Source organism: Roseateles sp. P2_H4 (assembly GCF_056403315.1).
This window is the reverse complement of the sequence record NZ_JBFUFR010000018.1, coordinates 111155-129698: the sequence shown is the minus strand read 5'-3', so window position 1 is coordinate 129698 and position 18544 is coordinate 111155. Positions and strand designations below refer to the sequence as shown.

Annotated in this window: 23 protein-coding genes; 13 read left to right on the top strand and 10 right to left on the bottom strand. The window is 67.4% G+C overall.

What is annotated here, in order from left to right; translation table 11 throughout:
* The coding region (locus AC1DW3_RS15360) for a DUF4124 domain-containing protein (protein WP_477932371.1) at positions 1 to 273 on the bottom strand (273 nt) is incomplete at its 3' end.
* A 110-nt stretch (positions 274 to 383) separates the two neighbouring features.
* On the opposite strand from AC1DW3_RS15360, the gene AC1DW3_RS15355 reads away from it, so the two are divergent.
* The 4 genes from AC1DW3_RS15355 (at position 384) to AC1DW3_RS15340 (ending at position 3080) form a co-directional block, all read left to right on the top strand.
* Entirely contained in the window at positions 384 to 1478 is a 1095-nt protein-coding gene (locus AC1DW3_RS15355; RefSeq protein ID WP_477932369.1) for a S1C family serine protease, read from the top strand.
* 67 nt (positions 1479 to 1545) lie between these two features.
* Entirely contained in the window at positions 1546 to 1974 is a 429-nt protein-coding gene (locus AC1DW3_RS15350; RefSeq protein ID WP_477932367.1) for a hypothetical protein, read from the top strand.
* A gap of 38 nt (positions 1975 to 2012) precedes the next feature.
* Complete coding sequence (locus AC1DW3_RS15345; RefSeq protein ID WP_477932365.1) at positions 2013 to 2726, top strand: YebC/PmpR family DNA-binding transcriptional regulator; 714 nt, start codon at positions 2013 to 2015, stop codon at positions 2724 to 2726.
* Positions 2727 to 2783: 57 nt separating this feature from the next.
* A complete protein-coding gene (locus tag AC1DW3_RS15340; protein WP_477932363.1) occupies positions 2784 to 3080 on the top strand; it encodes a hypothetical protein in 297 nt (98 codons plus the stop codon).
* Between the two features lie 54 nt (positions 3081 to 3134).
* On the opposite strand, the gene AC1DW3_RS15335 is transcribed toward AC1DW3_RS15340, so the two are convergent.
* Positions 3135 to 4010, bottom strand: coding sequence for a hypothetical protein (locus tag AC1DW3_RS15335; protein ID WP_477932361.1), 876 nt, complete (start codon positions 4008 to 4010; stop codon positions 3135 to 3137).
* 112 nt (positions 4011 to 4122) lie between these two features.
* On the opposite strand from AC1DW3_RS15335, the gene AC1DW3_RS15330 reads away from it, so the two are divergent.
* Positions 4123 to 5982: an AfsR/SARP family transcriptional regulator gene (locus AC1DW3_RS15330; protein WP_477932359.1), complete on the top strand. Its 1860-nt coding sequence runs from the start codon at positions 4123 to 4125 to the stop codon at positions 5980 to 5982.
* A gap of 19 nt (positions 5983 to 6001) precedes the next feature.
* On the opposite strand, the gene gcvA is transcribed toward AC1DW3_RS15330, so the two are convergent.
* Entirely contained in the window at positions 6002 to 6931 is a 930-nt protein-coding gene (gene gcvA, locus AC1DW3_RS15325) for a transcriptional regulator GcvA (RefSeq protein ID WP_477932357.1), read from the bottom strand.
* 141 nt (positions 6932 to 7072) lie between these two features.
* On the opposite strand from gcvA, the gene AC1DW3_RS15320 reads away from it, so the two are divergent.
* From AC1DW3_RS15320 to AC1DW3_RS15295, 6 genes are all read left to right on the top strand, one after another.
* Positions 7073 to 7321 carry a DUF2917 domain-containing protein gene (locus AC1DW3_RS15320; RefSeq protein WP_477932355.1) on the top strand — a complete coding sequence of 83 codons (249 nt, stop codon included), beginning with the start codon at positions 7073 to 7075 and terminating at the stop codon, positions 7319 to 7321.
* On the top strand, positions 7318 to 7869 hold the full coding sequence (locus AC1DW3_RS15315) for an N-acetyltransferase family protein (protein WP_477932353.1): 552 nt from the start codon (positions 7318 to 7320) through the stop codon (positions 7867 to 7869). The genes AC1DW3_RS15320 and AC1DW3_RS15315 overlap by 4 nt, the downstream gene beginning before the upstream one ends.
* 151 nt (positions 7870 to 8020) lie before the next feature.
* A complete protein-coding gene (locus tag AC1DW3_RS15310) occupies positions 8021 to 8923 on the top strand; it encodes an alpha/beta hydrolase (RefSeq protein WP_477932351.1) in 903 nt (300 codons plus the stop codon).
* A 5-nt stretch (positions 8924 to 8928) separates the two neighbouring features.
* Positions 8929 to 9909 (top strand): LLM class flavin-dependent oxidoreductase, encoded by a 981-nt coding sequence (locus AC1DW3_RS15305; RefSeq protein WP_477932375.1) that lies wholly within the window; start codon positions 8929 to 8931, stop codon positions 9907 to 9909.
* A 240-nt stretch (positions 9910 to 10149) separates the two neighbouring features.
* Positions 10150 to 10359, top strand: a complete 210-nt coding sequence (locus AC1DW3_RS15300) for a hypothetical protein (RefSeq protein WP_477932349.1) — start codon at positions 10150 to 10152, stop codon at positions 10357 to 10359.
* Between the two features lie 82 nt (positions 10360 to 10441).
* A complete protein-coding gene (locus AC1DW3_RS15295) occupies positions 10442 to 10792 on the top strand; it encodes an RNA recognition motif domain-containing protein (protein ID WP_477932347.1) in 351 nt (116 codons plus the stop codon).
* Between the two features lie 99 nt (positions 10793 to 10891).
* On the opposite strand, the gene AC1DW3_RS15290 is transcribed toward AC1DW3_RS15295, so the two are convergent.
* Both AC1DW3_RS15290 and AC1DW3_RS15285 read right to left on the bottom strand, forming a co-directional pair.
* Entirely contained in the window at positions 10892 to 12406 is a 1515-nt protein-coding gene (locus AC1DW3_RS15290) for a DUF4034 domain-containing protein (RefSeq protein WP_477932345.1), read from the bottom strand.
* Between the two features lies 1 nt (position 12407).
* The gene (locus tag AC1DW3_RS15285; protein WP_477932343.1) at positions 12408 to 12731 is read right to left on the bottom strand and encodes an ExbD/TolR family protein; all 324 of its coding nucleotides are present in this window, start codon (positions 12729 to 12731) and stop codon (positions 12408 to 12410) included.
* A 139-nt stretch (positions 12732 to 12870) separates the two neighbouring features.
* On the opposite strand from AC1DW3_RS15285, the gene AC1DW3_RS15280 reads away from it, so the two are divergent.
* Entirely contained in the window at positions 12871 to 14166 is a 1296-nt protein-coding gene (locus tag AC1DW3_RS15280) for an NAD(P)/FAD-dependent oxidoreductase (protein WP_477932341.1), read from the top strand.
* 142 nt (positions 14167 to 14308) lie between these two features.
* The gene (locus AC1DW3_RS15275) at positions 14309 to 14899 is read left to right on the top strand and encodes a hypothetical protein (protein WP_477932339.1); all 591 of its coding nucleotides are present in this window, start codon (positions 14309 to 14311) and stop codon (positions 14897 to 14899) included.
* 33 nt (positions 14900 to 14932) lie between these two features.
* On the opposite strand, the gene AC1DW3_RS15270 is transcribed toward AC1DW3_RS15275, so the two are convergent.
* From AC1DW3_RS15270 to cyoC, 5 genes are read right to left on the bottom strand one after another with little or no spacing between them, the layout of a single operon-like run.
* A complete protein-coding gene (locus tag AC1DW3_RS15270; protein WP_477932337.1) occupies positions 14933 to 15493 on the bottom strand; it encodes a response regulator transcription factor in 561 nt (186 codons plus the stop codon).
* Positions 15493 to 16818: an ATP-binding protein gene (locus AC1DW3_RS15265; protein ID WP_477932335.1), complete on the bottom strand. Its 1326-nt coding sequence runs from the start codon at positions 16816 to 16818 to the stop codon at positions 15493 to 15495. The genes AC1DW3_RS15270 and AC1DW3_RS15265 overlap by 1 nt, the downstream gene beginning before the upstream one ends.
* A complete protein-coding gene (locus AC1DW3_RS15260; protein ID WP_477932333.1) occupies positions 16815 to 17522 on the bottom strand; it encodes an SURF1 family protein in 708 nt (235 codons plus the stop codon). The genes AC1DW3_RS15265 and AC1DW3_RS15260 overlap by 4 nt, the downstream gene beginning before the upstream one ends.
* The gene (cyoD, locus tag AC1DW3_RS15255) at positions 17519 to 17905 is read right to left on the bottom strand and encodes a cytochrome o ubiquinol oxidase subunit IV (protein ID WP_477932331.1); all 387 of its coding nucleotides are present in this window, start codon (positions 17903 to 17905) and stop codon (positions 17519 to 17521) included. The genes AC1DW3_RS15260 and cyoD overlap by 4 nt, the downstream gene beginning before the upstream one ends.
* Positions 17905 to 18528: a cytochrome o ubiquinol oxidase subunit III gene (gene cyoC, locus AC1DW3_RS15250; RefSeq protein ID WP_477932329.1), complete on the bottom strand. Its 624-nt coding sequence runs from the start codon at positions 18526 to 18528 to the stop codon at positions 17905 to 17907. The genes cyoD and cyoC overlap by 1 nt, the downstream gene beginning before the upstream one ends.
* Between the last annotated feature and the right edge of the window lie 16 nt (positions 18529 to 18544).

The following is an 18544-nucleotide window of genomic DNA, read 5'->3' as shown; positions in this document are numbered from 1 at the left end:
GGCCGAGACCGGCCTGGCCTGGGCGGCCACGCCCGATGCCTCGCGCGCCACGGCCGCCGAGGCGCCTGCGAGCGGCACCGACGCGGCCGCTTCGGGCTTGCTGGCATCCACCCCATTGGGCTGCAGATTGCGGCTGGGCACGGGCCGGCCCTGCGCCTCGCAGGGTTGGTCGGTATAGCGCACCACACCGTCTTGCTCGCACTTCCACACCTGCTGCGCGGTGGCACTGCCCAGCAACGCGCACAAGCCCCATCCCAACAACAACTGCTTCATGGCCGTTTTCCTTGCTGCTGCATCGATTGCCGACGCGGCGTGACGGTCGGCAAGTCGGCACCAGCCCGCTTCACAATGGCCGCCAACGCCATCGCCGACTTTCCGCCGACATGCCTTCGCGCCTTGAAATCCTGACCGTCGCCGCCTGCCTGGGTTTGGCAATCGCCGTGCCCGCGAACGCGCAGGCTCAAACCCGCCAGGCCCAGCCTCGCTCGCCGGCCCCGCGCGCCGCGCTGGACGCCGAGGAGATGAACAACATCAGCGTCTTCAAGCGGGTTTCGCCGTCGGTGGTGCACATCACGACGCTGAGCGTGCAGCGCGACTTCTTCTCGCTGCGCACCAGCGAACAGCCGAGCGGCACCGGCACCGGCTTTGTCTGGGACGATGCCGGCCACGTCGTCACCAACTTCCACGTCATCCAGGGCGGCGACCGAGCCACCGTGACGCTGAGCGACCAGAGCAGTTACCCGGCCAAGCTCGTCGGCGCCTTCCCCGACCGCGACATCGCCGTGCTGCGCATCGAGGCACCGCGCGAGAAACTGCCGGCCATCGGCATTGGCGCCAGTCGCGACCTGCAGGTGGGACAGAAGGTCTATGCCATCGGCAACCCTTTCGGGCTGGACCAGACGCTGACGACCGGCATCGTCTCGGCGTTGAACCGCGAGATCGAATCGGTCACGCGGCGCACGATCAAGGGGGCGATCCAGACGGACGCCGCCATCAACCCGGGCAATTCAGGCGGCCCGCTGCTGGACTCGGCGGGGCGGCTGATCGGCGTCAACACGGCGATCTACAGCCCGAGCGGCGCGAGCGCGGGCATCGGCTTCGCGATTCCCGTCGACGAAGTCAACCGCATCGTGCCGCGGCTGATCCGCGACGGGCGCTTCATCCGGCCCGCACTCGGCGTGACGGCCGGGCCGGAGAACCTGGCCAAGGCGCTGGGGGCGCCCAAGGGCGTGCTGCTCGTCAATGTGGCGGATGGCAGCCCGGCGGCGGCGGCCGGATTGAAGCCCTTTGGGCGCGATCGCGTCGGGCGCATCGTGCAGGGGGACGTCATCACGGCCGTGGACGGCCAGGCGGTGGCGGACCTGGACGACATGCTGTCGCTGCTGGAGACGCGGCAGATTGGGGAGAAGGTGACGTTGACGGTCTGGCGGGCAGGGCAGACGCGGAAGTCGTCAGCTATTCTCGGCAGCTCTGATTAATGTTGCGAGTTATGGAAATTTTCCCAAGCTCTCAAATACAGATGTTGAATTATTAAGGGGATCCATTTTGTTTAAGAAAATCCTTTCATTCGTGGTTGCCTTTTTGTTTGCCGCAATCTGTAGCGCAACGGAGCCGAGTGTCGCCCCCGGCGAATGGCGCGCCAACCTTGTCACCTCGCTTGGGTCAACCAAGTTGGGAGACATTCAAAATATCAGCGACAACTTCACATTTTCCCAAAAAATCCATGCACATGTAACCCTGGTGGCGAAAGTGCCAACTGGAGTCAAACCTGCAAAACACCGCTTCACCTTCAAGTGGTTCAATGCCGACACTCTTGTCCATGAACGTTCAGCTGTCTATTTGGTATCGAAATCACCCTATCTTCTATTGCATGCAGTTTCGGCACCTGTGCTCGGAATGGGCAACTGCAGGGTAGAAATATATTTGGAGAAAGAGTTACTCGCTTCGCGGACCTTTGTTGTCACCGAAAAATAGTTGCTCTCCGTAAATCGACTTTTATAAGGCAGTTAAATATGGGCGCCCAATGGAAAGCCAAACACAAGGACATCGCCGCCAATGCCAAGGGCCGGCTCTTTGGCAAGTTGGCCAAGGACATCATGATTGCCGCGCGCAGCGGTGCTGACCCCAAGGACAACGCCCGGTTGCGGCTGGTGGTGGAGCAGGCGCGCAAGGTGTCCATGCCCAAGGACACGCTGGACCGCGCCATCAAGAAGGGTGCCGGCCTGACCGGCGAGACCGTGCACTTCGAGCAGGCCATCTACGAGGGCTTTGCGCCGCACCGCGTGCCGGTGATGGTGGAGGTGCTGACCGACAACGTGAACCGCGCCGCGTCGGACATGCGCGTGCTGTTCCGCAAGGGCCAGCTCGGCGGTGCCGGCTCGGTGGGCTGGGACTTCGACCACCTCGGCATGATCGAAGCCGAGCCTGCTGCGCCCGGGGCCGACGCCGACATGGCGGCCATCGAGGCGGGCGCCCAGGACCTGCTGCCGGCCGACGAAGACGGCGTCACCGTCTTCCTGACCGACCCGGCCGACCTCGACCTCGTCAGCCGCGCTCTGCCCGCCCAGGGCTTCACGGTGCTCAGCGCCAAGCTGGGCTACCGCCCCAAGAACCCTGTCGACCCGGCCAGCCTCAACGCCGAACAGCTCGAAGAGGTGGAGAGCTTTCTCGCCGCGCTGGACGACAACGACGACGTGCAACACGTGTACGCCGGGCTGGCGGGCTGAGACAGCGCTGCTGGGCGGCGCCGGCCACAGCTTCCCTTGACGCTGCTCAGGGTCGAAATGAATCTGCTGATTCGGTTAGGCATCCTGATCAAGAAGGCGGTACTGGCCGTGATCGGCGTCGCCTGCATCGCCGCAATTTTCTGGGGCATCCTTTACAAACTCTGGCTGCCGTTCACACCGCTCTGGTTAGACGAGATTTCCATTGCCGTCATCCCGCTGGCACTCTTGACCGCTTGGATGCTGAGCAGGTCGGCCAACAAACAGAGTGCCGACAAAGATGTGGATCCCGCACCAGCCGTACCTGATGCAGCGGCGCAACTTGCAAGCGACGATCAGCCTCCATCGCATTTGTGATGGGAAGGCTTGGCGTGCAGCTGCGAGATCTCATTCAAAGCCTGACGAATTCGCTCATTCGCCTTCAGGTCCAGCGCCGCTTCGCCGTGCCAAGCGCATGCCGCCCAGACTGACCAACCCGGCAAGCATCAACGCCCAACTGCCGTTTTCCGGCACGGCGTTCACCATCAGTCCGCGGGCCGACGTCAGGGTGTAGCCGGCCGGCAGCGAGTATTCGATGCGCGCGCTGAAGCTCAGGGATGTGTTCAGGCTGGACAACCCGAACTCGAAGCCGCGTTCGAAAGGCGTGCCGACCACCGCTGTGAACGAGGCAGCATCCACGCGATGGAGGATGGGCTGAGTGACGCCGCCACCGAACGTTGCGGTGCGACCGAAGGCGAGCACGTCGCGGGACGGGTCATTGCTGATCCGATCGGCGTACGAATTCGCCGACGCACTCGGCGCTGGCGAGCGCTTGCCGCTGATGAAGGTGTAGCTGGTCAGCACAAAACCTGAACCGTTCCGAACCGTGGTGCCATCGAGGGTGACCGTGACGCCGACCTGCACCGTGGGCGTCGGCCCCGTGATCATGAACTGGTCGAACTGGACGGCATCGATGACGGAGGTTGGCACCGTGGAGCGGGTCGACGTGACGGACAAGTGCATGTCCATCCCGTTGACGAAGACATGGGCGCTGCCGCTCGAAGGGCTGCCGTAGTAGTCGGCAAACGAAGCCGTCAGGTCCGCGCCATTCGTCAGCGTGCACGACACGGAGTCGCCGCCCAGCGGCAGCAGGCCGGTACACGTCGAGTGGTCGGAGACGAAGTTGATTTCGCGGGTGACGCTCGATGCCAGCGGCAGCGCCCACGCGGCCCCACTGCAGGCGGCGGCAAGAAAGGCGACGGCCGTCACGGCCACCGAGCGCCTTGCGTGTTGGAGATCAGTGTTCATTGCAACTCCCAGGTATGCCGCCGGCAGGGCGCAGGCTGCGTATTGATGATGAAAGGCGCGCCCAGCCCACGCCACCCACAAATGACCCACAGCACGGGCTTAGCATGCAGCGATGAACCCGTCGCAGCCCGAAGCGGCAGCCGCGCAGCGGTCGGGTGAATTGCTGGATGCCCTGCGCGCGCTGTCGGCCCAGGCCCCGGGCGCGCTGGACAGCGCGGCGGCGCTGGCCCTGCGGGCGCAAGCGGACGGACAGGCGCCGCTCGCCGCGGGAGCCGCCGGCCTGGTGGTGCTGGTGGAGCATCTGCAGGCGGCCGCCTACCGCCACGCCATGGCCATGCTGGGCGTGCTGGCAGCCGTCGGCCCCGACGCGGCCGGTACCGCGACCGAGGGCCTGCTGGCCTGGGCCGGGGCCTCGATCGCGCATGACTACGGCGTGCTGCCCTCGTGGCCGCCCGCCAATGCGGCCCTGTTGATGGAGCGCGCCCGCGGCACTCCCACAGACGTGTCACTGGCGCTGGCCTGCGCGCTGGGTGAGCTGTGCGAGCGCCACGGCGAGGACGCGGAGTTCGAACTGCTGTTCGCGCAGGTCGCATCCCTTGAGAAGCAGCCGGACGCCTCGCCCTTCTGGCGCGGCCATTGGGCCATCACCGCGGCCTGGCATCTGAGCGCCTTCGCCAAGGTGGACGAAGCGCGGGAGCGGCTGGTGCTGGCGCAGCAGCTGGCGGCCGAGCACCAGCTGCCGGGGCTGGCCGCCGTCGCGGCGCTGCAGCGGGCACGCCTCGTGGAGTGCACCAGCGACCCCGCAGCAGCCTTGGCCCTGGCAGCCCAGGCCGCGGCCGCGGGCGATGCGGCCAGCACGCCGCTGTGGTGGGCCGATCAGGCCGATGTGCGCTGCCGCGTGGCCCTGCGCGCGGGCGACTTCCACGCCGCCCTGGGCCACGCCCGGCGCGCCTTGGGCCATCTGCAGATGAGCGGCGCCTGGCCCGGCTACCAGGTCACCTACCTCGTGCAGGAGGGCTATGCGCTGATCGGCTGCGGCAATGCGGAGGAAGCGGCCGGGCGCTTTCAAGGCTTGAGCGAGATGCAGCTGCCGCGCTATCTGGCGGCACGCCTGCGCTGCCTGGCGGACCTGACCGCACTGATCGCCGTCGGCCAGCGCCAAGGCTGGCACGCCCTGCCGAACGCCGCCCTGGCCCGCGCCATGCGCACGCTGCGCGAACTGGAATGGCCCGGCGTGCTGCCCCTGCTGCCGCTGCACATCGGCCAGATCTTCTGCCAGGCCCTGGTGCAGGGCACCGAGACGGACTGGGTGCGCTCGGCCATCCGCACGCGCCGGCTCGCGGCACCGGCCGGGGCGCCCGAGACCTGGCCCTGGTCGGTGACGATCCGCGCACTGGGCGGCTTCGAGGTGGGCACCGACGATGGCGGCGCCCCGGGCCGCTCGGCGGAGGGCCGCAAGGCCGCCAGCAAGCCGCTCGAACTGCTGCGCTATCTGGCCTGCCGCGGCAACGAGGCCAGCTCGACCGAGACGGTGGCCCGTGAGCTGTGGCCCGGCGACGGCCGGGAAGGTCGTCAGAAGGCCTTCGAGGTCACGGTCGCGAGACTGCGCCGGCTGCTGGGCCACGATGCTGCCCTGCTGGTGCAGGACCACGGCATCCGCCTGAACGCGGACTGCGTCTGGATTGATGTGCAGGCCCTGAACGACCGCCTGACCGAGCACGAGCACGCACCCGCCGGCAGCACGATCGCATCAGCGGCCCTGGAAGCCGCGCTCAAGCTCTACCGCGGCGCCTGCCTGGCGCTCAGCGAGCAGGCCTGGGCGCTGGCCGCGGCCGAGCGCTGGCGGGCCCGCCTTGCCGCCGCACTGCTGCGTGAGGCGCGCGATCCGGGCACCGCCCGGGCCCGGGAATGGCAGCTGCGCGCGCAGTCGGCCGACCCTGGCATCGCGAGCCACTTGAACGGCGCGGGCTGAGCCCGCCGCGCCCAAGCGATCAGGCGGGCAGGGATTCGCCGGCGCATTGCGCCAGCAACCACTGCTCGAAGGCCTTGACGGCCGGCCGATGGCGGGCCGCCGGGTCGATGATGAGGCGATAGGCCCGCGCCGAGGCGATGCCGGCGTCGAAGGGCGTGACGAGCTGCCCGCAGGCCAGCAGTGCATCGACGAGGGGGCGGCGCCCGAGCGCCACGCCCTGCCCCGCCACCGCGGCGGCAATCGCCTCCGAATAGCTGGAGAAGCTCAGCCGTGCCGCCGGACGCAGATCGGCCAGGCCCCAGGCCGTCAACCAGGGCTCCCACTCGGCCGGCATGCCGGCGCTGTCGCCGTCCATGGCCAGGTGCAGCAGCGTGTGGCGCGCCAGGTCGGGCGGCTCGCGCAGCGGCAGGCCCAGTTCCCCCACCAGGCGCGGGCTGCAGACCGGCAGCATGGCTTCGGCAAACAACTGCTGTCCCTGGACCGCACCGATGGGGCTGTACCGGATGGCGAGGTCGAAGCCCTCGCTGGCCAGGTTGCGGTTGCCCAGGCCCGCGTCCAGGCGCACATCGATGCCCGGGTGGGCGCGTGTGAAGGCCGTCAGCCGCGGGATCAGCCACAGCGACGCGAAGCCCGGCGTCGTCGTCAGCGCGAGCACCTGGCGCTGGTGGGGTTCGCGCACTGCCCGCACGGCCACGCGCAGCGTGTTCAGCGCTGTCGAACAGGCGGCGTACAGGCGCTGGCCGTCCTCCGTCAGCGCCAGCGCCCGGTGGCGACGCTCGAACAGCGTCACGCCGAGTTCGTCCTCCAGTGCACGCATCTGGCGGCTCATGGCCGATTGCGTGACGAAGCGCTCCGCGGCGGCCTGCGTGAAGCTGAGGTGGCGCGCGGCCGCCTCGAAGGCGGCCAGCAATTGCAGCGGCGGGAGATGGTCGACTGGCTTTGTTGACATGAGCTGAAGGAATGCGAAGCCTTCCAAATCATCGTTTGTCCGCATAGCGTGGAACCGCCACTATCCGCCCCAGACGGCCCCGGCGCAAGCATGCCAACCCGGCATGCAGGCAAGACCGGATCCCGGCCCGAGGAGCAAACCATGCTGATCGACGTACCCCGCACCCGGCTGCTGCTGCAACGCGGCCAGATCTCCCGCCTGCCCGAGGCGCGCGCCACCCATCTGTGCAGCGCCTCCGGCACCTTGTGGATCACCATCGACCACGACACCCGCGACATCGTGCTGGAGCCCGGCCAATGTTTCGTGGTGCAGAGCGACGAGGCCGTCACCGTCAGCGCGCTGAGTGGCCCGGCCGTGCTGGACCTGCGGCCGGCCGAGGCGCGGGTGTGAACACGCTGCTGGCAGCGGCGGCGCCCGTCGCCACCGAGGCGCCCGAGCACTGGCGGCTGAGCGGCGGCCAAGAGGTCGGCCTGCGCCTCATCGCCGCGACCGACGCCGCCGCCGAACAGGCCTTCTTCAGCGCGTTGTCACTGGACTCGCGCCACAAGCGCTTCCATGTCGGCCTGCGCGAGCTCAGCCCCGCCTTGCTGAAGCTGCTGATCGAGGTCGACCAGAGCCAGCATGTGGCCTGGGTGGTGGAGTCCCGCGAGCCCGGCTACCCCGTCATCGCCGACGCGCGCTATGTGCACGATGTCGACCGCCCCGAGCGCGCCGAGTTCGCGCTGGCCGTCGCCGACGACTGGCAGGGCCGCGGCCTGGGCCGGCGGCTGATCGCCCACCTCGCCGCTCATGCAAGCCGCCATGGCGTGCAGCGCCTGCACGGCGACATCCTGGCCGACAACCGCCGCATGCTGGCGCTGATGCGCGAGTTCGGCGCGCGCCTGACGCCGCATCCGGATGGCCCGCAGCTGGTGCGCGCGGTGCTGGACCTGAGCTGAGCGACCAGCCAGCCGGCAGCGACGAAACACGGGTGCCCCAGCCCGGCGACGCTCGGGCCGCGCGACACTGCAGGCTGGGCGCATCAACCTACCGCTTTGCAGCCTGTGCGCTGACAAGCCCGTCACCCTGTCGCGGGCAGCCTTACGTCGCATGAATCGCATCCTCTTGATCACCCTGTTGCTGGCGCTGGGCGTCGTCGTGATCAGCCTGGCCGCCGGCGAATGGCTGACCCGGCCCGCCCGCGCGGCTCTCGGCGCTCCGCCGCCCGGCGTGCCTGGCGAAGCCCTGCGCATCCCCTACGGCGATGGCCAGCAGGTCAGCGGCTGGTTCCTGCCCGGGCGCACGGGCGAAGGCGCCGTGCTGTTGCTGCACGGCGTGCGCGGCAGTCGACTGCAGATGCTGGAGCGCGCGCGTTGGCTGCAGCGCGAGGGCATTGGATGCCTGCTGATCGACCTGCCTTCCCACGGTGAGAGCAGCGGCGACCGCATCAGCTTCGGTCGCCGCGAGGCCTTGGGTGTGCAGGCCGCGCTGGGCTGGCTGCGGGGGCACCTGCCGGGCGAGAAACTGGGCGGCATCGGCGTGTCGCTGGGCGGCGCCTCGCTGCTGTTCGCCGACCGCCAGCCCGAACTGGACGCACTGGTGCTGGAGTCGGTCTACCCCACCATCACGGACGCCGTCCAGGATCGGCTCACAAATCGCCTCGGCCCGGCCGGCGCCTGGGCCGCGCCGCTGCTGTTGCTGCAGATCCCGCTGCGCCTGGGCCTGGGTGTGCACGAGCTGCGGCCCATCGAAGCCATCCACAGCGTTCGCGCGCCCTTGCTCGTGGCTTCGGGCACCGAAGACCGCTCCACGCGCTGGGTCGAGACCGAGCAGCTCTTCAATGCCGCGCCCGAACCCAAGCAATTGTGGGCAGTGCCGGGCGCTGGCCATGAGGACCTGCGCGACTTCGACCGCCAGGCTTATGAGGCCCGCCTGTTGCCCTGGCTGCAATCACATCTGCGCAAAGCCCCGGTCGCATGGGGCGAAACCGATCTGGGCAAGATGGCGGCATGACCGCCCTGCCCCCGCTCTCCATCCTCGACCTGGCCCCCGTTGTCGAAGGCGCCACCACGCGCGAAGCCCTGCTGAACAGCCTGGACCTGGTGCGCCTGGCCGACGAACTGGGCTACACGCGCTACTGGGTCGCCGAGCATCACAACATGGAAGGCGTGGCGAGCTCGGCCACCGCCGTGCTGATCGGCCAGCTGGCCGCGGCATCCCGACGCATCCGTGTCGGCGCCGGCGGCATCATGCTGCCCAACCATGCGCCGCTGACCATCGCCGAGCAGTTCGGCACGCTGGCCGAACTCTTCCCTGGCCGCATCGACCTGGGCCTGGGCCGCGCGCCGGGCACCGACCGGCCGACGATGCGCGCGCTGCGCCGCAGCCTGGAAAGCACCGGCGAGGATGGCTTTCCCAACGACGTGCTGGAGCTGCAGTCCTATCTCGCGCCGGCGGACGCCGAGGCGCCAGTGCGCGCCGTGCCGGGCCAGGGCACCGAGGTGCCGATCTGGCTGCTGGGCTCCAGCCTCTATTCGGCCCAGCTCGCCGCCTACCTCGGCCTGCCCTTTGCCTTCGCGTCGCATTTCGCGCCCGAGATGCTGATGCAGGCCCTGCAGATCTATCGCAGCACCTACAAGCCCAGCACCCGGCATCCCAAGCCGCATGCGATGGTCGGGCTCAATGTCATCGTCGCGCCGACGGACGAGGAGGCGCAGTTCCTCTTCACCTCGGCCCAGCAGCGCTTCCTCGGCATGGTGCGCGGCCGGCGCGGCAAACTGCCGCCGCCGGTGGCGAGCATGGACTCGCTGTGGTCGCCCGCCGAGGCGATGCAGGTCGAGCGCATGTTGAGCGAATCCATCGTCGGCTCGCCACAGACCGTGCGCGCCGGCCTGGCCGCCACCAGGGAGCGCACGCAGGCCGATGAGTTCATCGTGGCCTGCGCCGTGCACGACCATGCGCTGCGGCGGCGCTCGTACGAGCTGCTGGCGGGGCTTTGACTGGCATCGGACACAGCCCCATCAACACCCGAAGAAATATAAATTCTCGGAAACATATCTAAATAGATATAATCCGCGGTCGCCGCGCCATTCCCAATGGCCGTTCGCGCCCACCCAAGGCGCGATTAGCGAACTTCCACGCGTTATTTGCCGGCAAAACTGACCGCGCGAAGACGTGCCCCGGCGGGCGATTCAAGCCCGCAGTTCTGACTGAACAAGATTTCGAACAACACCATCCCCATGGGCAAGTACGTCGTTTCGCCCGCGACACACCCGACCGACTGTGGCCGCTTTCGCGCCTCGTTCTCGGTTCGCCCCGCCCAGGGCAACGAAGGTTGTCGCCGCGTATTCCGCTTCGACACCACCTTTGCCTCACGCGAAGCTGCGCGGCTGTACGCCGTCACCCAGGGCTGGCTTCAAGCGTGCATGCCGCTACCTAACGCGTGCTGACGTCCCACTCGCTGCGAACTGCCGAGTGCAGATTCGCACAACCGCGCCCAGACCGTGCGCAAACACTCAGAAAGGCTCAACCATGAGCAGCAAGATTTACGTGGGCAACCTGCCCTACTCCGTGACCGATTCCAGCCTGAAAAGCAACTTTGCCGAGTTCGGTGGCGTTTCCTCCGCCAAGGTCATGATGGACCGGGAAACCGGCACGTCCAAAGGTTTCGGCTTCGTCGAAATGGCTTCTCCTGAAGTCGCCCAGGCCGCCATCTCGGCACTGCACGGCATGACCGTCGATGGACGCTCCATCGTCGTGAGCCTGGCCCGTCCCCGCGAAGCCAGCAAGGATTCGAGCGGCTACGGCGCGAATGGCTACACCGCCACCAAGCGTTCGGATGTCGGCTACGGCACGGGTGGCTTCGGCGGTGGCCGCTACTGAACCCAGCGGCTCCGCATGAAAGACCGGCTCTCCCGAGCCGGTTTTTTTTCGCCCGATCCGGACCTGGCGTTCAACCGCGTGCCCAGGGCTACATCGAGCTCAGGCCCAAATACTGGGCGGCCTTCCATCTGCCGTCTGCGCGAGGATCTCCCTCGTGGACTCGGCGATCCGATGTGCGGGGACATGGGACAGGACCTGCTGCGCAAATGCGGGCAGTCCCATCAGCATCGCGGAGATACGAATCGTCGCCCCTTGCTGGGTTCTGATCCTGAACCACTTCATCACCGAGGCGTACTCGACGCTGCTCACCTCCTCCCATCTGAGCTTCCCGCGGCGCCCCAGCAGCCGCCCAAACTCAAGCCCATCGGGTGTCAGGCGATGTCGGGCCAGGAAGTAGTCGCCGATCATGGGCAGCGACATCAGGGAAAAGAACAGGAACAGCAGATCCGTCCAGACGCTGGTCGTCTCGTTCTTGCCAATGGTGTTTGATATCACGCCGAGGGCCGCAAAGAGAACGAAACCGACGATGCCGATGACGAGGGTGCTCGGAGGGTGCCGCATGTCATCGCCGAGCTGCTCCGGTCGCTGCTTCATCCGGCTTCGAGCCACCCAGCCCATCACGGCCGCCATGAGGACGCCCCAGGTCGTCCATTGAATGATGGGCACCCACCATGACTGAGCTGTTCGCCCTCTGCCCGAAGCCGGTTGGCCAGCTTTCTTGTACCAAACCGAGAAGCTCAAGAAGTCGGACTGAAATGCCTCCCCTGCATCCTCGGCGAGCCTCAGAGCCTCGGCGGCATGGGCCGCCGCAGCTGCGTCATCACCTTGGTAGAAGGCGACATCCGCACGGTCTTCGCTGACGATGGCTTCGAGCCAGCGCCCAAGCTGCATCGTCACGCCGCTGGCTTTGGCCTCTCGGACAAACGCATCCATCTGCTCGTGGCTTCCATTCCACTTCGGCGCGAGGCTGATCAGGTAGCGAGCCCGCGCGAAGAGATTGTCTGGAAGCAGGCTGTTGGCGGCGTCGAGATAAGCGCGGGCGCCTTCGCGATCCAGCTCAAACTGCGCAATGTTCAGCAGGTGCACAACCGTGACGTATGACCTGGGGTGCTGCCGCAATGCTGYGATCAGGTCCTGCTTCGCTCGAGCATGCATCTGTGTCATGTACTCAAGGTCCGCCGCCCGTGTTTGATGGGCGTATCCCCGCCCCCTGCGGAATTCCCCCAACTTCCTGAAATAGATGCCCCGGCTCAGACGCGCCAGCGCTGAGTCGGGCCGCTGCTCGATCCACGCGGCGAAGTCGTCAGACAGCGTGTCCTCCTTGCGATAGAACGGGTAATAGGCGCCTATCAGATCGCGCTCGCTCAACTCGCGTCGTTCGAACCTGGATTCGACTTCTTCGTAGTGGCGCTCCAGCTCGGAGAACTCATGGGCTCTGAGCTTCGCGATCACGTCCGTGCTGCCCGCTTGGGCGCTCGGCAGCAGGATTGCACTCAACAGCAGGCACCGGATCAGTCCGGCCCTCAAGGAGGCGGCCCAGCTCGCGAACCCCACAGCCCCCATCCGCATCGCATGCTTCGAGTTGCATGCCCGGTCGCGTCGATAGCGCAGCATTTCATCGACGAGAACCCGAGGCTGATGGCGTGCCCCCTGAGGAGGCCGGCGTGTCAGGCCAGTCCGTGACAAAGCGCAGACGAACCAAACCAGTCTCTTCCACGATCTTCATCACTGGCGCCATCTGGGCATATGAAACCTTGTCGCTGCCTGACACGTGGAGTTGCACGTCGGGATGGGCGGCCTTGAGTTCGAGAAGCCGCGCGCGCAGATCCGATAGCGCGACGGGCTTGCGTTGCAGCGTGCAACGCCCGTCGTCGGCGACCTTGAGACTCGCGTCGACAGGTTTCGAGAGCGCGGTTGCAAGCTTTTTGGGTGCGGTCATAGGCAAAGATCGATACAGCCCGTCGATCCGAAGGCATCGGGCATGCGACTCTGCCCGCCACCTCTTTCAGCTGCAACGGTGCGTATTCACCGTCTACGCGCCAGACTACATTGAGTCCCCGCCGACCTGAAGCCAGCGCATGCAAACGGAGACCTATTACGCCGCCACGGCGCCTCGCCTGAGCTTCCCATCCCTCGCCGAGTCGTCCACCAATGTCGAAGTGGCCGTGCTCGGCGGCGGCTTTGCCGGCCTGGCCACCGCGCGCGGCCTGCAGGAGCGCGGCATCGCCAGCGTTGCGGTGCTGGAGGCGCAGACCATCGGCCATGGCGCCTCGGGGCGCAATGGCGGCTTCGTCTTCGGCGGCTACAGCCGCGACGCGGCAGACCTGGTGAGCGACCTGGGACTGGCGCCGGCGCGCGAGCTCTATGCCCACAGCCGCGAGGCCGTCGCGCTGATCCGATCACGCATCGAACGCCATGCGATCGCCTGTGACCGCGTGGAAGGCGGTGCCCTGCTGCTCAACTGGTTCAAGCACAGCCCACGGGCCGAGCGCCAGCTGCGCGACCAGGCGCGCTGGCTGCGCGAGAACTTCGGCGTCGTCTGGGACGAGATCGAGCCCACGCAGGTGCGCCAGTGGCTGGACACGGAGCGCTACGGCGGCGCGCTGATGGAACGCGATGCCTTCCATTTCCATCCGCTGAAGTACGCGCTGGGCCTGGCGCGCGTCATCGAGCAGGCCGGCGGCCGGGTGCATGAGCACAGCGCCGTGATGGCCATCGACCGCCTGCCTGCCGGTGGCTTCGAGCTGCGTACCGCGCAGGAGGCCTCGATCCGTGCCGCCCAGGTCGTCGTGGCCGGCGGCGCCTATCTGAAGACCATGCTGCCGGCCTTGACCGGCGCGCGCCTGCCGATCGCCACCTATGTCATCGCGACCGAACCCTTGCCCGAATCCCTGCGGCCGATTCGCACGCCCGCGGCCCTCTACGACAACCGCTTTGCCTTCGACTACTACCGCGCACTGAGCGACCACCGGCTGCTGTGGGGCGGCCGCATCTCCATCCAGGAGCGCGACCCGGCGCGCATTGCGCAGATGCTGCAGGCCGACCTGCTCAAGGTCTATCCGCAGCTCGCCGCGGTGCGCATCGAGCATGCCTGGGGCGGCCTGATGAGCTATGCCCGCCACAAGATGCCACAGATCGGCCAGCTCGCGCCGGGCCTGTGGTTCGCCCAGGCCTTTGGCGGCCACGGCGTGGCGCCGACGACGGTGGCCGGCGAGTGGCTGGCCGAAGCCATCAGCGGCCGCACGGAACTGCCCGCGGCCCTGCAGCGCTATGGACTGACGCCCGTCTTCGGCCAGGCCGGCCTGCTGGCGGCTCAGGCGACCTACAGCTGGGCGGAGCTGCGCGACGCGCTGCGGGAGCGCCTGCTCGGTTGACGTTGGCGGCGGGCGCGCACAGCGCTCCCCATGGCCCAGCTGCCGGCGCGGCTGTCCACATTGCTGGGGATGCTGCCTAGTATGGGCAAATCTAGCATTTCAGGACCACGGCAGCCGCCGCCGTCATGAAAGAGCACCGGCCATGAAGGAAACCCTTGAAATCGTCGAACTCATTTTGAAAATATCCAAGGACGTCATTCTGGGCGTCGTCCTTCTGATACTCGGCATCTGGGTCGTGAATCACTACGACATCAAGATGCGCGAGAAACTCTCCATCGGCGATGTAGCGGACGCTTTCATGCGTGGCCCGGCGCCGAGCAAGGAAGCCATCATCCTGGTCGCGAACCAGACCGACAAAAAGGAAGGCGCCGCGGACACGGCCGCCACGGGCGCCCAAGCTGACGCCGCGCTGGCCATCAATTCCGACATGGCGGGGTGGGTGTTCCTCGGCACGTTCAAGGACGGCAAGTTTTTCGGCGACTCGTATTTCGATTTCAGCCTCGACAAGATACCCGCCGTCGACACCTTCGCCACCTCCAAGGTCGACATGAACAAGCGCGCCTCCAAACCCTATCTGAACGAAGAGCGGGAATGGTGGAAAGGCAAAGTCATCGGCCTGATCACGGCGGGCACCAAGGTCAAGTTTCTGGAGGTCGCGCAGGATATTCCGGCCAAGGGTGGCGGGTTTCGCCTGTGGGCCAGGGTCGCCCCCGTCAAGAGCGGCAGCGCCTGATGAGGCGTCGTCCGCCGCGACGGCCGCCGACACTTACTTGATGCGCTGCTTCTCGAGCTTGCGCGCCAGCGTGCGCCGGTGCATGCCCAGACGGCGGGCCGTCTCGCTGATGTTGAAGTCGGTCTCGGCCAGCACCTCGTGGATGCGCTCCCACTCCAGCGTCTTGATGGACGCCGTCTGACGCTCGGTGACCTCGACGTCGGCATCACCCTGCCTGCGCGCAAAGGCGGCCTCGATGTCGTCGGTGTTGGCCGGCTTGGCGAGGTAGTGGCAGGCACCGAGCTTGATGGCCTCGACGGCCGTGGCGATGCTGGCGTAGCCCGTCAGCACGACGATCAGCACCTCCGGGTCCCAGCCATGCAGGGCTTGCACACAGGCCAGACCCGAGGCACCGCCGGCAAGCTTCAGGTCGACAACGGCGTGGCCCAGTTCCTCGTCGTCGGGCAACGCGTCGAGCAAGGCCTTCATGTCGTCCAGCCCGGTGGCGCGCACGACGCGCCAGCCGCGGCGCTCGAAGGAGCGGGTCAGCGTGTGGGCAAAGCTGTCGTCGTCCTCGACGATGAGCAGCAGGCGGTCGGATTCAGCGGCGGACATCAGCGGCGTGGCAGCAGTGAGGCCATGGGCAGGGTCAACACGACCTCGGCGCCGCCGCCCTCGCGGTTGCGCGCCTCCAGCCGCCCGCCCAAGGTGCGTGCCACGTTAACCGACAGGAAGAGGCCCATGCCACGGCCGGGCTGGCCCTTGCTGCTCTGGTAGGGCTCGCCGAAGTGCTTGAGCCGCTGGGCATCAAAGCCAGGGCCGTTGTCGCGCACGCACAAGCGCAGCGTGGCTTCGTCCGGGCAGGTGGCCACGAGGGTCAGCGGCATGCCGGGCGCGGCCTCCAGGGCGTTGTCCAGCAGATTGGCCACGACCTGCTGCAGCGCGCTGTCCGAGATGATCTCGACCTCGGGCAGGTCCTTGTTGCGAAGGGCCAGGTCGGCTCCTGCGTGGGCTGCCCGCCAACTCTTGGCCAGGCCTTCCGTGAAGGCCTGCAGCGTCGTCAACCGTGGCGCCTCGCCGCGCATTTCGCCGGCCGACATCAGGATGCCGGTGACGATGGCCTTGCAGCGCAGGATCTGGCGCTGCATCTCCTCGATCTCCTCGCGCAGCTCGGGCTCGGCGGCAAACGGTGCCATGTGCGCCCAGTCGCCCAGGATGACGCTGAGCGTGGCCAGTGGCGTGCCCAGTTCGTGCGCGGCGCCGCTGGCCAGCAGGCCCATGCGCACGATGTGCACTTCCTCGGCGGCGCGCTGCTGCAGCTCGGCCAACTCGGCGTCGCGCTGGCGCAGGTTGCGGTTGATGCGCACGATGAAGACGCTGAGCAGGCCGACGTTGAGCAGAAAGCACAGCAGCAGGCCGCCAAGGTAGTTGGGCGACAGCGTCGTCGGCGAGGAGGTATCCAGCAGCAGCGGGCGGTGCCACTGCGTCAGCGCGACAAAGCCGGTCAGCGTGCTCAGCACGATGACACCAAGGTAGGCCGGCCGCAGCAGCACAGAGGCGACGGCCACCTGCAGCAGATAGAGGTAGATGAAGGGGTTGTCGCTGCCACCGGCCAGGTAGAGCTGGCCCGTCAGCACGCCGACGTCGACGAGCAGCGCGATGCAGAGCTCGATCTGCGAGACCGGCTGCGTGAGCTTGTTGCGCCAGATGCTGAAGAGGTTGAAGACGACGAGGATGCCGAGCAGACTCAGCATCTCGGCCCAGGGCAGCGCGATGGCGAGGCCCACGTGCACGACCAGCACCGTGGCGAGCTGGCCGCCCACGGCCAGCCAGCGCAGCTCGATGAGCTGGCGCAGGTTGGCGCGGCCGGCGCGGCGCTCGGGGGCGACGATGACCGGCTCAGCGGGCTCGGCGGTGGGGGTCAGCGGCGTGGGGTTCAAGGCAGGGAGCGGCGGCGCTCTTCGCGGAGCAGATAGATGGCGGCAGCCGCAGACATGGCCGCGAGCGCCAGCCAGGTGATGGCGTAGACGGCGTGATTGTTGGCGAAACGGATCACCGTCAGGCCGGGGCGCGGATAACGCAGCGGCTGGGCGGGATCGGCGGACTCGTCGACAAAGAAAGGCGCGACCGTACCGCTGACGCCAAGCTGGGCCGCGATACCGGCGACGTCACGCGAATACCAGCGCCCCTCGGCGGGCACGTTCTGGCGCAGCGGGCCGCCGCCGGTCTCGGTCAGGCGCAGCAGGCCCGTCAGCTCGACGGCGCCGGCGGGCGCGGCATGCCGGTCGGGCGCGCGCTGCTCGGGCGGCACGAAGCCGCGGTTGATGAGGACGGCCGTGCCGTCGTCCAGGCGCAGCGGCGCCAGCACCCAGTGGCCACCGCCCAGTTCGGTCGTGGCCTGCACCAGCACCTCGCGCGGCTCGAAGCGGCCGCGCAGGCGCAGGCGGCGGTATTCGTCGGCCTTCGATACCGAAACCGATGCGGCTGGCGGAGACACCGGCCCCGCATGAACCTGGCGCTCGACGCGGGCAATGAGATCTTCTTTCCAGCCGAGGCGCTGGAACTGCCAGACGGCCAGCGCGAGGAAGCCCACGCTGGCCAGCGCCGTGGCGACGATCAGTGCCAGGCGCGCCGCGCGGATCACGGCATGTTGCGCATCGCGGCGGGATCGGGCGTCGGCATCATGTTGGCGTTCATGTGATACATGACCCAGACCGAGCCGGACAGCATGATGACGACCAGGGCGCCGGTGAACAGCAGCGCCAGCAGGGACCAGCCCTGCTCGACCTTGGCGTTCATGTGCAGGAAATAGATCATGTGCACGACCATCTGCACGGCCGCGAAGCCGAGGATGACCAGGCCGGTGAGCTTGGGCGTGGGCAGCACCTTGCCCATGACGAGCCAGAAGGGAATCGCCGTCAGGATGACCGACAGCATGAAGCCGACGGCATAGCCCTTGAAGCTGACGTGGAAGTCACCTTCGCCGTCGTGATGGTCGTCGTGGTGATCGTGGGCATGGTCGGCCATCACAGCACTCCCATCAGGTAGACGAAGGTGAAGACGCCGATCCAGACGACGTCCAGGAAGTGCCAGAACATCGACAGGCACATCAGGCGGCGGCGGTTGGCCGGCGTGAGGCCGAGTTTCTGCACCTGCACCATCAGCGTGACCAGCCAGATGCAGCCGAAGGTGACGTGCAGGCCGTGGGTGCCGACCAGCGTGAAGAAGCTGGACAGGAAGGCGCTGCGGCCGGGGCCGGCACCCTCGTGGATGAGGTGGTGGAACTCGAACAGCTCGATGCCGAGGAAACCCAGGCCGAACAGGCCCGTGATGGCCAGCCAGGCCAAGACCTGGTTCTTGCGCTTGGCCTGCATCGCGATCATCGCGAAGCCATAGGTGATGGACGAGAACAGCAGCAGGCCCGTGTTGACGGCCACCAGCGGCAGGTCGAACAGGTCGGCGCCCGACGGGCCGGCCGCGTAGTTGCGGCCCAGCACGGCGTAGACGGCGAACAGCACCGCGAAGATGAGGCAGTCGCTCATCAGGTAGAGCCAGAAACCCAGCATGGTGCTGGGCTGCGGGTGGTGGTCACCCGTGTCGTAGAAGACGGGCGCGGCGCCGTTGACGTGAGAGGTCACAGTTGCAGTCATGTCAGCGGTCTCCCGG